Source organism: Streptomyces sp. NPDC029296 (genome assembly GCF_055569255.1).
On sequence record NZ_JBVHXT010000004.1, the window covers coordinates 208,987 to 226,600 of the forward strand.

At 71.0% G+C, this 17,614-nt stretch carries 14 protein-coding genes; 9 read left to right on the plus strand and 5 right to left on the minus strand.

Annotation, left to right across the window (positions count from 1 at the left end):
- Window positions 1–134 precede the first annotated feature (134 nt).
- The gene (locus ACZ4W9_RS05310) at window positions 135–1,259 is read left to right on the plus strand and encodes a glycoside hydrolase family 18 protein (protein ID WP_467933329.1); all 1,125 of its coding nucleotides are present in this window, start codon (window positions 135–137) and stop codon (window positions 1,257–1,259) included.
- Here the strand turns inward: ACZ4W9_RS05310 and ACZ4W9_RS05315 are convergent.
- The 4 genes from ACZ4W9_RS05315 to ACZ4W9_RS05330 are packed head-to-tail and all read right to left on the minus strand — an operon-like array spanning window position 1,237 to window position 5,075.
- Window positions 1,237–2,010 (minus strand): succinate dehydrogenase/fumarate reductase iron-sulfur subunit, encoded by a 774-nt coding sequence (locus ACZ4W9_RS05315; protein WP_467933331.1) that lies wholly within the window; start codon window positions 2,008–2,010, stop codon window positions 1,237–1,239. The genes ACZ4W9_RS05310 and ACZ4W9_RS05315 overlap by 23 nt on opposite strands.
- A complete protein-coding gene (locus tag ACZ4W9_RS05320; protein ID WP_467933332.1) occupies window positions 2,007–3,938 on the minus strand; it encodes a fumarate reductase/succinate dehydrogenase flavoprotein subunit in 1,932 nt (643 codons plus the stop codon). Before ACZ4W9_RS05320 ends, ACZ4W9_RS05315 begins: the two co-directional genes overlap by 4 nt.
- Window positions 3,938–4,759: a hypothetical protein gene (locus ACZ4W9_RS05325; RefSeq protein WP_467933333.1), complete on the minus strand. Its 822-nt coding sequence runs from the start codon at window positions 4,757–4,759 to the stop codon at window positions 3,938–3,940. Before ACZ4W9_RS05325 ends, ACZ4W9_RS05320 begins: the two co-directional genes overlap by 1 nt.
- A 25-nt stretch (window positions 4,760–4,784) precedes the next feature.
- The gene (locus tag ACZ4W9_RS05330; protein ID WP_467933335.1) at window positions 4,785–5,075 is read right to left on the minus strand and encodes a hypothetical protein; all 291 of its coding nucleotides are present in this window, start codon (window positions 5,073–5,075) and stop codon (window positions 4,785–4,787) included.
- A gap of 287 nt (window positions 5,076–5,362) precedes the next feature.
- On the opposite strand from ACZ4W9_RS05330, the gene ACZ4W9_RS05335 reads away from it, so the two are divergent.
- From ACZ4W9_RS05335 to ACZ4W9_RS05365, 7 genes are all read left to right on the plus strand, one after another.
- On the plus strand, window positions 5,363–7,618 hold the full coding sequence (locus ACZ4W9_RS05335) for an ABC transporter family substrate-binding protein (RefSeq protein WP_467933337.1): 2,256 nt from the start codon (window positions 5,363–5,365) through the stop codon (window positions 7,616–7,618).
- A 135-nt stretch (window positions 7,619–7,753) separates the two neighbouring features.
- Window positions 7,754–9,661, plus strand: coding sequence for a translational GTPase TypA (typA, locus tag ACZ4W9_RS05340; RefSeq protein WP_467933338.1), 1,908 nt, complete (start codon window positions 7,754–7,756; stop codon window positions 9,659–9,661).
- A gap of 479 nt (window positions 9,662–10,140) precedes the next feature.
- On the plus strand, window positions 10,141–11,181 hold the full coding sequence (locus tag ACZ4W9_RS05345) for an ABC transporter permease (RefSeq protein ID WP_467933339.1): 1,041 nt from the start codon (window positions 10,141–10,143) through the stop codon (window positions 11,179–11,181).
- 104 nt (window positions 11,182–11,285) lie between these two features.
- Window positions 11,286–13,079, plus strand: coding sequence for an ABC transporter substrate-binding protein (locus ACZ4W9_RS05350; RefSeq protein ID WP_467933341.1), 1,794 nt, complete (start codon window positions 11,286–11,288; stop codon window positions 13,077–13,079).
- Window positions 13,080–13,187: 108 nt separating this feature from the next.
- Window positions 13,188–14,165, plus strand: a complete 978-nt coding sequence (locus ACZ4W9_RS05355) for an ABC transporter permease (RefSeq protein ID WP_467933342.1) — start codon at window positions 13,188–13,190, stop codon at window positions 14,163–14,165.
- 14 nt (window positions 14,166–14,179) lie between these two features.
- A complete protein-coding gene (locus ACZ4W9_RS05360; protein ID WP_467933344.1) occupies window positions 14,180–15,241 on the plus strand; it encodes an ABC transporter ATP-binding protein in 1,062 nt (353 codons plus the stop codon).
- Window positions 15,242–15,254: 13 nt separating this feature from the next.
- A complete protein-coding gene (locus ACZ4W9_RS05365; protein ID WP_467933345.1) occupies window positions 15,255–16,376 on the plus strand; it encodes an ABC transporter ATP-binding protein in 1,122 nt (373 codons plus the stop codon).
- A 61-nt stretch (window positions 16,377–16,437) separates the two neighbouring features.
- Here ACZ4W9_RS05365 and ACZ4W9_RS05370 read toward each other — a convergent pair whose 3' ends face one another.
- Window positions 16,438–17,313: a helix-turn-helix domain-containing protein gene (locus tag ACZ4W9_RS05370; protein ID WP_467933346.1), complete on the minus strand. Its 876-nt coding sequence runs from the start codon at window positions 17,311–17,313 to the stop codon at window positions 16,438–16,440.
- Window positions 17,314–17,459: 146 nt separating this feature from the next.
- On the opposite strand from ACZ4W9_RS05370, the gene ACZ4W9_RS05375 reads away from it, so the two are divergent.
- On the plus strand, window positions 17,460–17,594 hold the full coding sequence (locus ACZ4W9_RS05375; RefSeq protein ID WP_467933348.1) for a hypothetical protein: 135 nt from the start codon (window positions 17,460–17,462) through the stop codon (window positions 17,592–17,594).
- Window positions 17,595–17,614 lie beyond the last annotated feature (20 nt).

A 17,614-nucleotide genomic window follows, 5' to 3' on the forward strand; every position in this document is an offset into this window, starting at 1 on the left:
CCGTATGTGTGCCGTGGCACGCCGGAGGCGGCCCCCGACCGGGAAGGACGTCACCTTCCGGAGCGTAGGGGCGGCCGGCCGGCGCCGCGAGCGGGGCGCGGACGGGTGGGGGACCGGCCACACGAGGAGGCGGAATGGGCGAGAACCGGAGCGACGGCGACCACGCGGAGGAAAGCCCCAGGGGCGCACCGGACCTGGAACCGGGCCCCGGACCGGCCGCACCGGCTCCCTCCCGCTCCCGCGGTCGGCGCGTCCTCCGTCTCCTCGCCGCCCTCCTCGCCCTCCTCCTGCTCCCGCTGCTCACCGCCGAGACCGCGCTGCGGATCAACTACACCGGCGATCCGGCCGCCGGCACCCGTACCCGGCACCGGGACGCGCTCTGGCTGGGCCACGCCTGGGTGGACGGGCGGAAGTCCGACCGGGACGCCAGGGCCCTCGCCCGGCGGCTGCGCGGCACGGGCATCCGGGACCTGTACGTCCACTCGGGCCCCCTGGAGCACGACGGCACCCTGCCCGCCTCGGCGTACCCGGAGGCCCGCCGGTTCATCGCGGCCGTGCACCGGGAACTCCCCGGCGTCCGGGTCCAGGCCTGGCTCGGCGACGTGCTGGCCACCGAGACCCCCGACGGGCTGCGCCTGGAGCGCGCGGCCACCCGAACCGCGATCCTCGCCTCCACCCGGGCCGTCCTCGCCACCGGCTTCGACGGCGCGCACTTCGACCTGGAACCCCTGCACTCCGGGGACGAGCACTACCTCGGCCTCCTCGGCGACCTGCGCCGGCTCACCCATGCCCGGGGCGCGGTGCTGTCCGTCGCCGCCCACCAGATCGATCCGCTGCCCGCCTTCCACTCCCTCGCGGGTGCCACCACCGGCCACCCCAAGTGGTGGTCACAGGCCTACTTCGGGCAGGTGGCCCGCCGGGTGGACCAGATCGCCGTGATGTCGTACGACACCATGCAGCCGCTGCGGAGCCTGTACGGCGGCTACGTGGCCCAGCAGACCAGCCTCGCCCTGGAGGTCACCCCGAAGGGCACCGACCTGCTGATGGGCCTGCCCTTCTACCACGAGAACAACTTCGGCCACTGGGCGCACGCCGAGACCGTCCCGGCCGCCGTGCGCGGGGTCCGGCTCGGCCTGAGCCGCACCGACGCCGGCCGCGCCCGCTTCGGCGTCGCCCTCTACGTCGACTTCGCGGCCACCGAGGCGGACTGGCGGGCCTACCGGGACGACTGGGCGGCTACGCCCCCGGCCGCCTCCTGATCTTCGACCCCAGCCACACCAGCGGGTCGTACTTGCGGTCGACGGCCCGCTCCTTCAGCGGGATCAGGGCGTTGTCGGTGATCCTGATGCCCTCGGGGCAGACCTCCGTGCAGCACTTGGTGATGTTGCAGTAGCCCAGGCCGTGTTCGTCCTGCGCGGCGCGCGAGCGGTCCAGGCCGGCGCCGGCCGCCGCGTCCAGCGGGTGCATGTCCAGTTCGGCGACGCGCATCAGGAAGCGGGGTCCGGCGAACGCCCGCTTGTTCTCCTCGTGGTCGCGCACCACGTGGCAGGTGTCCTGGCAGAGGAAGCACTCGATGCACTTGCGGAACTCCTGGGAGCGGTCCACGTCCTCCTGGAACATGCGGTACTCGCCCGGCCCCAGCCCGGCCGGCGGCACGAAGGCCGGGACCTCCCGCGCCTTCTCGTAGTTGAAGCCGACGTCCGTCACCAGGTCGCGGATCACCGGGAAGGCGCGCAGCGGGGTGATCGTGATCGTCTCGGCGCGGTCGAAGACCGACATGCGGGTCATGCACAGCAGCCGCGGGCGGCCGTTGACCTCCGCCGAGCAGGAACCGCACTTGCCGGCCTTGCAGTTCCAGCGCACGGCCAGGTCGGGCGCCTGGGTGGCCTGGAGGCGGTGCACGATGTCGAGCACCACCTCGCCGTCGTTCACCTCGACGGTGAAGTCCCGCAGGCCGCCGCCCTCGGCGTCGCCCCGCCACACCCTGAAGCGGGCCTCGTAGCTGCTCACTCGTACAGCTCCTCTTCGGCGAGGTACTTGACCAGCTCCTCCTTCTCGAAGAGGGCGAGCAGGTCCGGGCGGATGGGGTCGGTTCTCTCCCGGGTGAGCCGGATCCGGTCCCGGGAGGGGTCCGCCGCCGCGAGGCCGCCGTCGGGGCCGGCGAGGGCGCACAGCAGGTTCACGTTGCGCCAGGCGCGGTCCATCGCCGGGTGGTCCTCGCGGGTGTGCCCGCCGCGCGACTCGGTGCGCTCCAGCGCGGCCCGGGCCACGCACTCGCTGACCAGCAGCATGTTCCTCAGGTCCAGGGCGAGGTGCCAGCCGGGGTTGAACTGGCGGTGGCCCTCCACCCCGGCCCGCCGGGCCCGTACCCGCAGCTCGGCCAGCTTGCGCAGGGCCTGCTCCATCTCGCCCTGGCGGCGGATGATGCCGACCAGGTCGTTCATGGTCTGCTGGAGTTCCTGGTGCAGGGTGTACGGGTTCTCCGGCGCGCCCGCCTCGCCCTCCCCCTCCGCGGAGAAGGGCCGCAGGGCCTCCGCGGCGGCCGCGTCGACCTGGACATCGTCCACGGGCGGGCGCCGGTGCGCCCGCCCGTGCGCGTACGCGGCCGCGTGAGCGCCCGCGCGACGGCCGAACACCAGCAGGTCGGACAGCGAGTTGCCGCCGAGCCGGTTGGAGCCGTGCATGCCGCCGGCCACCTCGCCGGCCGCGTACAGCCCCGGCACCCCGCGCGCCGCCGCCGTGTCGGAGTCGACCGCGACCCCGCCCATCACGTAGTGGCAGGTCGGCCCGACCTCCATCGGCTCCGCCGTGATGTCGACGTCCGCCAGCTCCTTGAACTGGTGGTACATCGACGGCAGCCGGCGCCGGACCACCTCGGCGGGCATCCGGGTGGACACGTCGAGGAAGACCCCGCCGTGCGGGGAGCCCCGGCCCGCCTTCACCTCGGCGTTGATCGCACGGGCCACCTCGTCGCGGGGGAGCAGTTCGGGCGGGCGCCGGTGGTGGTCCGGGTCCTCGTACCACCGGTCGGCCTCCTCCTCCGACTCGGCGTACTTCTCCTTGAAGACGTCCGGGACGTAGTCGAACATGAACCGCCTGCCGTCGGAGTTGCGCAGCACCCCGCCGTCCCCGCGCACCGACTCGGTGACGAGGATGCCCTTCACCGACGGCGGCCAGACCATGCCGGTCGGGTGGAACTGCACGAACTCCATGTTGACCAGGGGAGCGCCCGCCAGCAGCGCCAGCGCGTGGCCGTCGCCGGTGTACTCCCAGGAGTTCGAGGTGACCTTGAAGGACTTGCCGATGCCGCCGGTCGCGAGGACCACGGCCGGGGCCTCCAGCACGAGGAAGCGGCCGGTCTCGCGCTCGTAGCCGAACACCCCGCACACGCGTGCGCCGTCCTTGAGCACCCGGGTCACCGTGCACTCCTGGAAGACCTTCAGCCGGGACTCGTAGTCCCCGGTCTCCCGGTGGTCCTCCTGCTGGAGCGCGACGATCTTCTGCTGAAGGGTGCGGATCAACTCCAGCCCGGTGCGGTCGCCGACGTGCGCGAGGCGCGGGTACTCGTGGCCGCCGAAGTTCCGCTGGGAGATCCGGCCGTCCCGGGTCCGGTCGAACAGCGCGCCCCAGGTCTCCAGCTCCCACACCCGGTCCGGGGCCTCCCGGGCGTGCAGCTCGGCCATCCGCCACTGGTTCAGGAACTTGCCGCCGCGCATGGTGTCGCGGAAGTGGACCTGCCAGCCGTCGTTCTCGTTGGCGCTGGCCATCGCCGCCGCGATGCCGCCCTCGGCCATCACCGTGTGCGCCTTGCCGAACAGCGACTTGCAGATCACGGCCGTACGGGCGCCGCGCTCGCGCGCCTCGATCGCGGCCCGCAGCCCGGCACCGCCGGCGCCGACGACCACGACGTTCCACTGCTGCCGTTCCACCGCTGCCATCAGAAGAACCTCGGATCGTCGAAGACGCCGGACGCGACCAGGTACACGTAGAAGTCGGCGAACGCCACGCTCAGCAGCGAGGCCCAGGCCAGCTGCATGTGACGGGCGTTGAGCCGGCCGACGAACTGCCAGGCCCGGTAGCGCGCCGGGTGTTTCGAGAAGTGTTTGAGCTTGCCGCCGACGATGTGCCGGCAGGAGTGGCAGGAGAGGGTGTACGCCCAGATCAGCACGATGTTGGCGAGGAACACCAGGGTGCCCAGGCCCATGTGCCCCCACCGGTAGTGCTCGTCCCGGAAGGCCAGCACGGTGTCGTAGCTGAGCACCCCCGCCACCAGCAGGGCGGCGTAGAAGAAGTACCGGTGGACGTTCTGCAGGATCAGCGGGAAGCGGCTCTCGCCGGTGTAGGCGCGGTGCGGCTCGGCCACCGCGCAGGCCGGCGGGGACGCCCAGAAGGCGCGGTAGTACGCCTTGCGGTAGTAGTAGCAGGTCAGGCGGAAGCCGAGCGGGAAGATCAGGATGATGATCGCGGGCGAGACGCCCCACCAGCCGCCGAACAGCTCGGCGTTGGGTCCGGCGCGCATGGTGCGGCAGTTCTCCGCCAGGCACGGCGAGTAGAACGGCGAGACGTACGGCGCCGCGTAGTAGTCGGCGTTCGCGAAGGCCCGCCAGGTCGAGTAGACGACGAAGGCGAGCAGACCGGCCGCGGTGCAGGCGGGCGCCAGCCACCAGCGGTCGGTCCGCAGATGCGGGGCGGCGATCGCGGCGCGCGTACCGGTGCGTACGCCACCGCGCTGCTGAGGGGATTCCGTACCAGTGGCCAAGTCGGGACTCCGGTCGGTAGCGGGTTCAGGGGGCGCGGCGGTCGCGGGAGCCCAGGCCCTCGTCGTCCGAGTCCGTCCACAGGCTGATGTCGTAGGGCGTGTCGGAGATGGTGACGAGGTCGGGCCGGCCGGGCGCGGCCGGGGCGGCGGCGGTTTCCCGCAGCAGGGCCAGGCTCTCGCGCAGGTGCTCGGCGTCCAGCCGGACCCGCCGTATCTCCAGTCCGCCGCGGCCGAGCTGGTGCTCCAGGCGGCTCAGTGAGCGGTTGAGGTCGTCCAGGCAGCGCTGGACGGCGGTGATGTCGTCGTACACGGACATGACATGCCCTCGCTTCCACGGGTCCGGGGGCCATGGGCGGCAACGTTCATGCGCCTTGGAGTGTTGCGCCTCAGCCCGCCTGTGTGAAGGGATGTGCGGCGATTGGCCGGGGCGTACGGGTGCATCGGCCGGGCGGGTTGCGCCGCACGGGTGGGCTTACCGGCCGTCACCGCCGTGTCGCCCGTCGTTGCCGGATCCTTTCCTCTTCAGTGGCGGCATAGATCTGATCAGCTCCATATACCGCCAAATGCGAGCATAAGCCCCGTGGCTCCCCGGAGGTAGCAGAGATGTCCTACGACGGCGACGCCCCCCACGCGGTCGCAGCGGGGCAGCGCCCCGAAGGCGCCCGACCAGCCACGACGCGCCCCGGGCCGCACCGCGGAGCGGCCCGGCCGGGCCGGCGCGGCCTCCTGACCCCGGTCGCCCTCCTGAGCGCCGGCGCCCTCGCCGTGCCGCTGCTCGCCGGCTGCGGTGAGGAGGAGAAGCCCCCCGCACCCCTCGCCGCCCAGGACATCGCCCCGGCCGCCCGGGACCTGGTCGCCGACGGCTCCACCCTGAAGTGGGCCGTGGACGCCCTGCCGGAGACGCTGAACACCTTCCAGGCCGACGCCGACGCCGGCACCGGCCGGGTCGCCCAGGCCGTGCTGCCCGCGATGTTCCGGCTCGACGCGACCGGCCGCCCGGTGGCCCACCCCGCCTACCTGGAATCGGCCGAGGTCATCGAGACCGAGCCGCGCCAGGTGGTGCTGTACAAGCTGAACCAGCAGGCCGTGTGGAGCGACGGCCGGGAGATCGGCGCCGCCGACTTCGTCGCCCAGTGGCGCGCCCTGTCCGGCCGCAACAGCGCCTACTGGACCGCCCGCAACGCCGGCTACGACCGCATCGCCAAGATCGAGCGCGGCGACAGCGACCTCCAGGTCCGGGTCACCTTCTCCCGCCCCTACGCCGACTGGAAGTCGCTGTTCTCCCCGCTGTACCCGAAGGACGTCATGGGCACCCCGGACGCCTTCAACGACGGCGCCCGCCGCAAGCTGAACGTCACCGCCGGCCCCTTCAAGGTCGAGAAGGTCGACACGGCGGACAAGGACGTGGTGCTCACCCGCAACCCCCGCTGGTGGGGCAGGCCGGCCAAGCTGAACCGGATCGTGCTGCACGCCGTGCCCCGCGACAAACGGGCCGCCGCGCTCGCCGACGGCAGCGTGGACCTGGCCGAGATCGACTCCGCCGACGCCCAGCGGATCGGGCTCGCCCACCGCGACCGGGGCACCGGCACCCCGCTCCAGGGCGGCGGCCGGACCTCCGTGAAGAAGCTGCGCGACTGGGCGCTCGCCCACGGCCTCGACACCGGCGAGGACACCGGCCGGGGGCAGCTCGGCAAGGCCATCGGCCGGTACCTGGAGCAGCAGCGGGCCCTGCGGGACGTGGAGGTCCGCAAGTCGCTGGAGCCGGTCTACACCCAGCTCGCCCTCAACGGTGCCGCCGGCCCCCTCGCCGACGAGCGGGTCCGCCGCGCCGTCGCCCGCGCCCTGGACCGCGTGGAGCTGGCCCGGCTGGTGCTCACCCCGCTGGGGCTGCCCGCCGTACCCGTCGGCAGTCACCTCGCCCTGTCCGGGCAGGCCGCCTACGCCGACAACAGCGGCGCGCTCGGCGCCCAGGACGCCAAGGAGGCCCAGGCGCTGCTGGCCGACGCCGGCTGGGTGCGCGGCGGCCCGCTCAAGGAGCAGCGCAAGACCGAGAAGGCGGCGGGCTCCCAGCGCCACGGCGCGGACGTGTCGGAGGGCGGCGAGGACGGCGAGTACGTCGTCGGGGAGGACGACAAGGGGCACGGCGACGGCAAGGCCGGGCACGACGACAGCGCCGGCGACCAGCACGAGCGCACCGACCCGCAGCTCGCCCGGGAGAGCCGGCACGGCGGCGCGCCCGGCGCCTACGCCCCCAAGGGCACGGCCGCCCCGGCCGCGGCACCGGCCGGGCCGCTCGCCAAGGACGGCAAGCCGCTCGCGCTGCGCTTCGTCCTGCCCTCCGGGCCCGGCTCGGACACCCTGAACGCGGTCGCCGAGCGGATCTCCGCGATGCTGGAGCAGGTCGGCATCCGCCCGGCCATCGTCAAGGTCTCGGACGAGAGCTACTTCAAGGACCACATCGCCGCCGGCGACTACGACCTCGCCCTGTACTCCTGGCCGACCTCCGCCTTCCCGGCGACCGACGCCCGGCCCATCTACGCCAAGCCGCTGCCGGCGGCGGACGGCTCGGTGAACGTCGAGCAGAACTACACCCGGGTCGGCACCGACCAGGTCGACCAGCTCTTCGAGCAGGCCGCGACCACGCTGGACGAGGACGAGGCGCGGGACCTGATCAAGAAGGCCGACTCCCGGATCTGGGCGGCGGCGGGCTCCATCCCGCTCTACCAGCGCCCGCAGCTGGTGGCGGCGCGCGTGAACGTGGTCAACGCGGGAGCCTTCGGATTCCAGACGCCGGTGTACGAGGACATGGGCTTCCTGAAGAAGGGAGCGAAGGTCTCGCCCGGCCCGGGCAAGGGGTAGGACGGCCCCGGGCGAGCCGTCGTGGCGGCGGCCGCGTACCATGGGGTGAGGCCGTGGCGTGTCCAGCCCGGCAGGGCCCGCGCGGCACGGACGTACGCGCAGGGCAGTCCGCACACTCCGGGAGTACGCCACAATATGGCCACGCGCCACGACATCCGCAACGTCGCCATCGTCGCCCACGTCGACCACGGCAAGACCACCATCGTCGACGGCATGCTGAAGCAGGCCGGTGCCTTCGCCGCCCATCAGCTCGACCAGGTCGACGACCGGGTGATGGACTCGAACGACCTGGAGCGTGAGAAGGGCATCACGATCCTCGCCAAGAACACGGCGGTCAAGTACCACCCGAAGGACGGCGGGGACCCGATCACCATCAACATCATCGACACCCCCGGCCACGCCGACTTCGGCGGCGAGGTCGAGCGTGGTCTGTCGATGGTCGACGGTGTCGTCCTGCTCGTCGACGCCTCCGAGGGCCCGCTGCCGCAGACCCGCTTCGTGCTGCGCAAGGCGCTCCAGGCCCGGCTGCCCGTCATCCTGTGCATCAACAAGACGGACCGTCCGGACGCCCGGATCGACGAGGTCGTCAACGAGACCTACGACCTCTTCCTCGACCTGGACGCGGACGAGGAGCAGATCGAGTTCCCGATCGTCTACGCCTGCGGCCGTGACGGGATCGCCTCGCTGACCAAGCCGGACAACGGCACGGTCCCGGCCGACTCCACCAGCCTGGAGCCGTTCTTCTCCACGATCCTGGAGCACATCCCGGCCCCGACCTACGACGAGGCCGCCCCGCTCCAGGCCCACGTCACCAACCTCGACGCCGACAACTTCCTCGGCCGTATCGCGCTGCTCCGGGTCGAGCAGGGCGAGCTGCGCAAGGGCCAGACGGTGGCCTGGATCAAGCGCGACGGCTCCGTGCAGAACGTGCGGATCTCCGAGCTGATGATGACCGAGGCGCTCACCCGCAAGCCCGCCGAGAAGGCCGGCCCGGGTGACATCTGCGCGGTCGCCGGCATTCCCGACATCATGATCGGCGAGACCCTGGCCGACCCGGAGAACCCGGTCGCGCTGCCGCTGATCACGGTGGACGAGCCGGCCATCTCCATGGTGATCGGCACGAACACCTCGCCGCTGGTCGGCCGCGGCGCCACCGGCAAGGGCGCGGACAACAAGGCGGCCGTCAAGGACCGCAAGGTCACCGCCCGCCAGGTCAAGGACCGCCTGGACCGCGAGCTGATCGGCAACGTCAGCCTCCGCGTGCTCGACACCGAGCGCCCGGACGCCTGGGAAGTGCAGGGCCGCGGTGAGCTGGCGCTCGCCATCCTGGTCGAGACCATGCGCCGGGAGGGCTACGAACTGACCGTCGGCAAGCCGCAGGTCGTCACCAAGGAGGTCGACGGCAAGGTCTACGAGCCCGTCGAGCGCATGACGATCGACGTGCCCGAGGAGCACATGGGCGCGGTCACGCAGCTCATGGGCGTCCGCAAGGGCCGCATGGACAACATGTCCAACCACGGCTCCGGCTGGGTCCGCATGGAGTTCGTCGTGCCGTCCCGCGGTCTGATCGGTTTCCGCACCGAGTTCCTGACCCAGACCCGCGGCACCGGCATCGCCCACTCGATCCACGAGGGCCACGAGCCCTGGTTCGGCACGCTGCAGACCCGCAACAACGGCTCCCTGGTCGCCGACCGCTCCGGTGCCGTCACCGCGTTCGCGATGACGAACCTCCAGGAGCGCGGCGTGCTCTTCGTGGAGCCGGGCACCGAGGTGTACGAGGGCATGATCGTCGGCGAGAACTCCCGCTCCGACGACATGGACGTCAACATCACCAAGGAGAAGAAGCTCACCAACATGCGGTCCTCGACGGCCGATGTGACCGAGTCGATCGTGCCGCCGCGCAAGCTGTCGCTGGAGCAGTCGCTGGAGTTCTGCCGCGACGACGAGTGCGTCGAGGTGACCCCGGAGGCCGTACGCATCCGCAAGGTGGCGCTCGACCAGCGTGAGCGGGCCCGCGCCGCGAGCCGCGCCAAGCACGGCTGATCCTCACGCAGTCGAGCCCGGGCACCCCCCTCCTGGGGGGTGCCCGGGCTTTTTGCAACCCGTTTTCTGGAGACCGATGTCCGGCATGTGGTGATCGGTGCCCGATAGCCATGTAACAAGTCCGTTTCGTGCCTTCTTCCGGCGAACAGTTTGTCCAGATTTTGGAAGGTCTACGCGCGAGCTGTGACTGAATTGAGATCTACGGGCAGTGGTCGGTAGTCGACCCATGGCAGATAGTTAGCGGCGTAGCGCTCGGGTCAATGGGTCTCGCGCCGTGGGGACGGCGCCCGACTCACGAGCACCAGGGGGTGTCTCCTTCCGTCAGGGGTGTCGGAGGGGAGACGGAAACCCTCTTCCGTTGGTGAAACGTGCAGTCATGAGGAGGGAACCCCAGTCACCACGCGCGTCCGGCCGCGGTCACGCGCGTCCTAGGAGTACCCGGGTATCTCTCACACTTATACCTGTGAAACGGACGAACCGTGACAAGTCCTATCAATACAGAGGGCGTCGGGGCGTCGGCCGCCGTCTCCGGCGCGTCAGGCCCGGAGCCACGGACCGGCGCCGCCGAACTCGCGGGCCGGTCCCCCGGCCGGCTGATGTGGCTGCGCTTCCGGCGCGACCGCACGGGCGTCGTCTGCGCCGTCGTGGTGATCGGCTACTTCGCCGTCGCGCTGCTCGCGCCGCTGCTGGTGAAGCTGCCGGGCACCGATCCGTACACCCTGTACGGCCAGGACCCCACCTACGCCGACGATCCCGTGCTGGACGAATTCGGGCTTCCGCTCGGCTACCTGGGGGGCGTCTCGGGCGCGCACTGGTTCGGCGTCGAGCCGCAGTACGGCCGTGACCTGTTCGCCATGCTGCTGTACGGCATGCGCACCTCCCTGTACATGGCGCTCGGCATCACCGTCCTCCTCATGCTCACCGGGATCGTGATCGGCCTGGTCGGCGGGTACTTCGGCGGACGTACGGACTACTGGATCGGCCGCGGCACCGACTTCTTCCTCTCCTTTCCGCAGCAGCTGTTCTTCATCGCGTTCATGCCCGTCGTGACGTCGTTCTTCGTGGACCCGCGGGAGGAGACGCCGACCTACTTCCGTGCCGTGGCCATGCTGATCGTGCTGTGGCTGCTGGGCTGGATGGGCATGGCCCGGCTGGTGCGCTCCACCGTGCTGTCCCTGCGGGAGCGGGAATTCGTGGAGGCGGCCCGGGTCTCGGGGGCCTCGCCCTGGCGGATCGTGCGCAAGGAGATCCTGCCCAACGTCGTCACCCCGATCCTGGTGCAGTTCACGTACCAGCTGCCCAGCACCATCCTCAGCATCGCCTTCCTGTCCTTCGCGGGGGTCGGCTTCGTCGAGCCGACGCCCGACTGGGGACGCCTCTTCGCCGCCGGTGCCCGGTATGCCGAACAGGACCCGGCGTTCATGTTCTTCCCCGGGCTGGCACTGGTGATCTTCGTCCTGTGCTTCAACCTCCTCGGGGACTCCGTACGGGACGCGTTCGACCCCAAGTCCGGGCGCTAGCACGTCCGTTGGGTGGGGGGTGGCTGCCGCCCCCGCCGGTCCGCGCGGCCGGCGCCCGGCAGATCTCACGGATAACAGACCCGACAGGTAGGTGGACAGCCCACATGATGTCTCAGCGTGCCCGCGCAGCGCGTGCCGTCGTGATCGCCCTCGCGGCAGGCTCGCTCGCTCTCACGGCCTGCTCGAAGAACGAGGGCGGCAAGTCCGGCAAGGACTCCGAGAAGGACCAGAAGGAGGCGGCGGTCCAGTCCAAGGCGGTGACGTACGTCGACGCCGCGGGATCGACCGGACCCGCGAAGGACCTGCCCGGCGCCAGGCCCGGCGGCACGATCACCGTGTACCAGGAATCGGGCCTGTCCCATCTGGACCCCGGCCAGATCTACGTCTCCGACTCCGGCCAGGTCGCCAACCTGCTCTTCCGCCGCCTGACCCAGTTCCAGGAGGACGACAAGGGCGACGTCTCGGTCGTCGGCGACCTCGCCACCGACTCCGGCAAGCCCTCCGACGGCGGCAAGACCTGGACCTTCACGCTGAAGGACGGCATCAAGGACGAGAACGGCAACGCCCTCACCTCGTCCGACGTCCGGCACAGCGTCGAGCGCACGTACGCGAAGTTCATCTTCGACGGCCCGACCTATCTGCAGACCTGGCTGAACGGCGCCGACTACCGCAAGGCCCTGCCCGGCGGCGGCTTCGACGGCAAGCACCTGCCGGCCTCGGTGCTGGACACCCCCGACGACAAGACGGTGGTCTTCCACTTCGACCAGCCGCGCCCGGACCTGCCGCAGACGCTCGCCATGCCCGGCTACGCCGTCGTCCCCGCGAAGGGCGACACCAAGGAGCGGTACGAGAAGAAGCCGGTCGCCACCGGACCGTACAAGATCGCCGAGAACAAGGTCGGCAAGACCCTGAAGCTGGTGAAGAACACCCACTGGGACGCGAAGACCGACTCCGTGCGCCACCAGTACGTGGACGGCTTCACCTTACAGTTCGGCGTCACCGAGTCCACCCAGACCAAGCGGCTGATCGCCGACGAGGGCGACAACAAGAACGCCATCCAGCTCACCGGCGGCGTCGACGCCACCCAGATCCAGGACGTCATCAAGGACCCGGACGCCAGCAAGCGCACGGTCAAGGGCTACCAGCCGTACGTCATGTCGCTGACCTTCAACCTCGACCGGGTCAAGGACAAGAAGATCCGCGAGGCCGCCGCCTACGCGGTCAACTCCAAGTCCCTCATCGCCGGCGAAGGCGGCGCCTACGGCGGGGACGTCGCGCCGAACCTCTTCGCGCCGACGCTGCCCGGCTACGAGGCGGCCTACGACCCCTACGGCCGGCTGAAGACCCCGCAGGGCAACCTCGCCAAGGCCAAGGAGATCCTCAAGGACGTCCCGGCCGCCGAGAAGAAGCTCGTCTTCGCCTACGCCAACAGCGAGCAGGGCCAGCGGCGCAAGGTCGCCATCGAGGACGCGCTGAGCAAGGTCGGCTTCGACATCGTCGCCAAGGAGATCGACGCGGCCAGCTACTACGAGCAGATCGGCAAGCTCGACAACCCCTACGACATGTACATCTCCGGCTGGGGCCAGGACTGGCCGTCCCCGGGCACCGTCGTCACCCCGATCTACGACGGCTCGCAGGTCTTCGACGGCTCCTCGAACTACTCGCACGTCAAGGACCCCAAGGTCGACGCCCTGATCAAGAAGGCACTGACCCAGGAACCGGCCGAGGCCGCCAAGACCTGGAAGGAAGCCCACCACTACCTGCTGGAGAACATCATCCCGGCGGCCCCGCTGTGGTACACGAAGCAGTTCCAGCTCTCCGGTTCGAACGTGGGCGGCGCCCGCTACGGCACGGTGTCCAGCCTCATCGACATCACCCGGCTGTACCTGAAGTCGTGACCGACGGCCGGGGGCGGGGGCGCGCGGTGGAGCGGGCGCCCCGCGTCCCCGGCCGCCCCGGCCCGTCCACCGTCTCCCACCGTCTCCGCAGAGAGCAGCCAGCCCGCCATGGTCCAGTTCATCCTCCGGCGCACGGTCGGCGCCTTCGTGACGCTCTTCCTCATCGGGGCGGCGACCTTCTTCCTGTTCGTGGCCGCACCCTCCGACTACGCCTCCCTGGCCTGCGGCAAGGACTGCTCGCCCCAGCGGCTGGCGGACATCAGGGAGGCCCTGGGGCTCGACCTGCCCCTGGCCCAGCAGTTCTGGGACTTCATGTCCGGCATCGTCACGGGGCGCGACTTCCCGGCCGGTCACTGCCCGGCGCCCTGCCTGGGCGTGTCGTTCTACTCCGGGGACATGGTCTGGAGCACCATCATGGACCGGTTCCCGCTGACCCTCACCCTGACCGCCGGCGGTGCCGTCGTCTTCCTCCTGGTCGGGATCGGCGCCGGCATGATCGCCGCCTACCGGCGCGGCACGCTGGTGGACAAGGTCGCCACCGGCGCGTCCATGGTGCTCAGCTCCTTCCAGATCTACTTCCTCGGCCCGGTCGTGCTGACCCTCCTCGTCTACAGCACCGGCTGGATGGAGGACCCCGCGTACGTGCCCCTCACCCGGGACCCGGTCGGCTGGTTCACCGGGATGTCGATCCCGGTGTGCGTGCTGGCCACGATCTTCACCGCGCAGTACACCCGTATGGCGCGCTCGTCGATGATCGAGCAGCTCGCCGAGGACCATGTGCGCACCGCCCGTGCCAAGGGCATGTCCCGCAGGTACGTCTTCCTGCGCTACGCCTGGCGCGGCTCGCTCATCCCCATCGTCACCATCCTCGGCATCGACGTCAGCTCCATGCTGGGCGGAGCCGTCGTCACCGAACTGACCTTCTCCCTCCAGGGCATCGGCCGGCTCGCCGTGGACGGCGCGGTCAACAAGGACCTGCCGCTGACGATGGGCGTGATGCTGTTCGGCGCCTTCTTCATCCTGCTCATCAACATCCTCACCGACATCACCTACGCGTGGATCGACCCGCGCATCCGGCTCTCCTAGGAAGACCAGCCATCGTGACCACAGTGACCAAGGCCGAGGGCGCGCCGGCCCCGACCGGGCCGGGCGGATTCCTCTCGGTGCGCGATCTCCAGGTGACGTTCTCCACCGAGGACGGCCCGGTCAAGGCCGTCGACGGGCTCTCCTTCGACGTCGACCGCGGCCGGACCCTCGGCATCGTGGGCGAGTCGGGCTCGGGCAAGTCGGTCACCAACCTGACCGTCCTCGGGCTGCACGACCCCCTGTTCACGACGGTCGACGGGGAGATCGTCCTCGACGGCAAGGAACTGATCACCGCCACCGAGAAGGAACTGGAGAAGCTCCGCGGCAACCGGGTGGCGATGATCTTCCAGGACCCGCTCACCGCGCTGTCGCCCTTCTACACCATCGGCCGGCAGATCGCCGAGCCGTACCGGCAGCACACCGGAGCCTCGAAGAGGGCCGCCTGGGAACGCGCCGTGGAGATGCTCGGCAAGGTCGGCATCCCGAACCCCGAGGAGCGCGCCCGGGACTATCCGCACCAGTTCTCCGGCGGTATGCGCCAGCGCGCGATGATCGCCATGGCGCTGGTGTGCGACCCGGACCTCCTGATCGCCGACGAGCCGACCACCGCGCTGGACGTGACCGTGCAGGCCCAGATCCTGGACCTGCTCAAGGACCTCCAGCGGGAGTTCGGCACCGCGATCGTCTTCATCACCCACGACCTCGGGGTCATCGCCGACATGGCCGACGACATCATGGTCATGTACGCGGGCCGGGCGGTGGAGCGCGGCACGGTCGACGAGGTGCTCCGCTCGCCCCGGCACCCGTACACCTGGGGCCTGCTGAACTCCATGCCCCGGCTGGACTCCGACCTCGCCACCCCGCTGGAGCCGATCCCCGGGACGCCGCCGAGCCTGCTCACCCCGCCGTCCGGCTGCCGCTTCCATCCCCGGTGCACGTTCCGGGACCGGGTCGGGGGCGACCGCTGCGTCACCGAACGCCCCGCGCTGGCACCGGGCCGCTCCTCGGCCTGCCATCTCGGTGCCGAGCAGAAACGCACCATCTTCGCCGAAGAGATCAGGCCCCGACTGGGCTAGGAGGACAACCGTCATGAAAGAGGACACGGTCCTCGCCGCCGCCCGCGAGGCGGGTGCCGACGCGGCGCCAAAACCCCTGCTGGAGGTCTCGGGGCTGGTCAAGCACTTCCCGGTCAAGGGCGGCTTCCCCGTCAAGCGGACCGTCGGCGCCGTGCAGGCCGTCGACGGGCTGGACCTGACCGTGCACGCGGGGGAGAGCTTCGGCCTGGTCGGCGAGTCCGGCTGCGGCAAGTCGACCACCGGCCGGCTGATCACCCGCCTGCTGGAACCCACCCGCGGCACGATCACCTACCGGGGCCGGGACATCAGCCACGCCACGCGCAGACAGCTGGCCCCCGTCCGCTCCGAGATCCAGATGATCTTCCAGGACCCGTACTCGTCGCTGAACCCGCGGCAGACGGTCGGCAAGATCATCTCCGGGCCGATGGAGATCAACGGCATCCACCCCGAGGGCGGCCGGGAGAAGCGGGTCCGCGAACTCCTGGAGATCGTCGGCCTGAACCCGGAGCACTACAACCGGTTCCCGCACGAGTTCTCCGGCGGCCAGCGCCAGCGCATCGGCGTCGCCCGCGCCCTCGCCCTGGAACCCAAGCTGATCGTCGCCGACGAACCGGTCTCCGCCCTCGACGTCTCCATCCAGGCCCAGGTCGTCAACCTGCTCCAGAAGGTGCAGCGGGAACTCGGCATCGCGTTCGTGTTCATCGCCCACGACCTCGCCATCGTCCGGCACTTCTCCCAGCGCGTCGCCGTCATGTACCTCGGCAAGATCATCGAGGTGGGGGACCGGGACTCCCTCTACACCCGTCCCCGCCACCCGTACACCCACGCCCTGCTCTCCGCCGTCCCCGAGGTGACGCCGACGCGGGAGGAGGCGCCCCGGCGCGAGCGGATCCGGCTCGCCGGTGACGTGCCGTCCCCCGTCTCCCCGCCGTCCGGCTGCCGCTTCCGCACCCGCTGCTGGAAGGCCCAGGACCGGTGCGCGGCCGAGGAACCCCCGCTGGTCCGGCTCCCCGGCAACCGGGACGGCCACCTGACCGCCTGCCACTTCCCGGAGGACCCGACCATCGAGGCCCGCGACGCGGACATCGTGCTGGACCCGGCCCTGACGGCGCTGGAGGAGGAGCGGACCGACTAGGGACCCCGCCGCCGCCCCGGCCGGGACCCGGCCGGGGCGGCGGCGGGGTGCCGCCTCCTTCTCAGTAGGTGATGGCCGGCCGGGGCCGGTCCCAGACCACGGTCGCGGCGCAGTGCGCGCCGTCGGTCCGCCGGGCGGTGAACGTCATCGTCCGGGCGTCACGGTGGAGCGGTGCGTAGAGCGCCACCGGGGTGTCACGGTCGAGCGTGCCGGCGGCCGGCTCGGTCGGGCCGGCGCCCGCGACGCGCACGGTGACGGACCACCGGACGGTGGCCCCGCAGCCCGTCTTCAGGCGCAGGACACCGCCGAGTTCCCCGGTGTCGTGGCCGGTGCGCAGGCCGAACGTGGCTTCGACGCCCTTGTCCGGCGACGGCAAGGACCACCGCCACTGGGTCTTCGCGCAGGCGGCCCCGGGCTCCCCGGTGGGAAGCGCGACGCACTCCGTGGTCACCCGGGGCGCGTCGCCGCGTACGCTGGTCGCGCCCTTCGCCAGGTCGACCGTGGCCGTGCAGGCGAAGCCCACCGCGGCCGCGAAGACCGTGGCCGTGCCCAGCGCGGTCAGCCGCCTGTTGTCGGCGCGGCTCGTACGCAGCCGGGAGTGCAGGCCGGTCAGTTCCTCCCGCAGCAGGACGATTCCCTTGCTGTGGCAGTCCCGGGCGACGAGGGCCCGCTCGTGCAGCAGTCGCAACGCCCGTAGCTCACGCGCGGGCATCGGCTGCTCCCGCCGTTCCCCGACCGCCTCGACCAGCTTCAGCGTGAACTCGTCCCAGGACGGGTGCTTCTTGCCGTTCATGATGCGCGAGACGCTCGCCTTGTTGCTGTGGAAGAGGTCGACCATCCGCCCCTGGGACAGTCCCGCCTCCCTGCGCAGGGCCGCCAACCGCTCGGTCAGCGCCCGCACTTCGGGCAGGTCCTCAGGAGCCGTGTCCTTCCCCACCCCGTCCCCCCTTCCGGGTTTCCCCAGGTCATGGGTGTTTCACGAGAAAGCAACCGTTCATGTTTGACGTAACTCCCCAGTGGACGGCGACGGTGAGGTGTGACCGGCCGAGCGGCGTGGCGCCGCCCGAACGAAGGAGCCCTCCCATGACCGTCCCGTCCCCCTCTCCCGGCCCGCGCAGGCCCCGCGCGTGGTGGGCCGTCGTCAGCGGCGTCTGCGCGGGTGTCGCCCGGGCCGTCAGCACATGGGTCCTCGGGCTGTTCGGCTTCGGTGACGACTGAAGCCGTCCCGCTCCCCAAGG

What these genes read in the sequence shown, in the direction of transcription:
- ACZ4W9_RS05310 (WP_467933329.1), top strand. Translation starts at nt 135, where the DNA reads ATGGGCGAGAACCGGAGCGACGGCGACCACGCGGAGGAAAGCCCCAGG.
- ACZ4W9_RS05320 (WP_467933332.1), bottom strand. Translation starts at nt 3,938, where the DNA reads ATGGCAGCGGTGGAACGGCAGCAGTGGAACGTCGTGGTCGTCGGCGCC.
- ACZ4W9_RS05330 (WP_467933335.1), bottom strand. Translation starts at nt 5,075, where the DNA reads ATGTCCGTGTACGACGACATCACCGCCGTCCAGCGCTGCCTGGACGAC.
- ACZ4W9_RS05335 (WP_467933337.1), top strand. Translation starts at nt 5,363, where the DNA reads ATGTCCTACGACGGCGACGCCCCCCACGCGGTCGCAGCGGGGCAGCGC.
- typA (WP_467933338.1), top strand. Translation starts at nt 7,754, where the DNA reads ATGGCCACGCGCCACGACATCCGCAACGTCGCCATCGTCGCCCACGTC.
- ACZ4W9_RS05350 (WP_467933341.1), top strand. Translation starts at nt 11,286, where the DNA reads ATGATGTCTCAGCGTGCCCGCGCAGCGCGTGCCGTCGTGATCGCCCTC.
- ACZ4W9_RS05355 (WP_467933342.1), top strand. Translation starts at nt 13,188, where the DNA reads ATGGTCCAGTTCATCCTCCGGCGCACGGTCGGCGCCTTCGTGACGCTC.
- ACZ4W9_RS05365 (WP_467933345.1), top strand. Translation starts at nt 15,255, where the DNA reads ATGAAAGAGGACACGGTCCTCGCCGCCGCCCGCGAGGCGGGTGCCGAC.
- ACZ4W9_RS05375 (WP_467933348.1), top strand. Translation starts at nt 17,460, where the DNA reads ATGACCGTCCCGTCCCCCTCTCCCGGCCCGCGCAGGCCCCGCGCGTGG.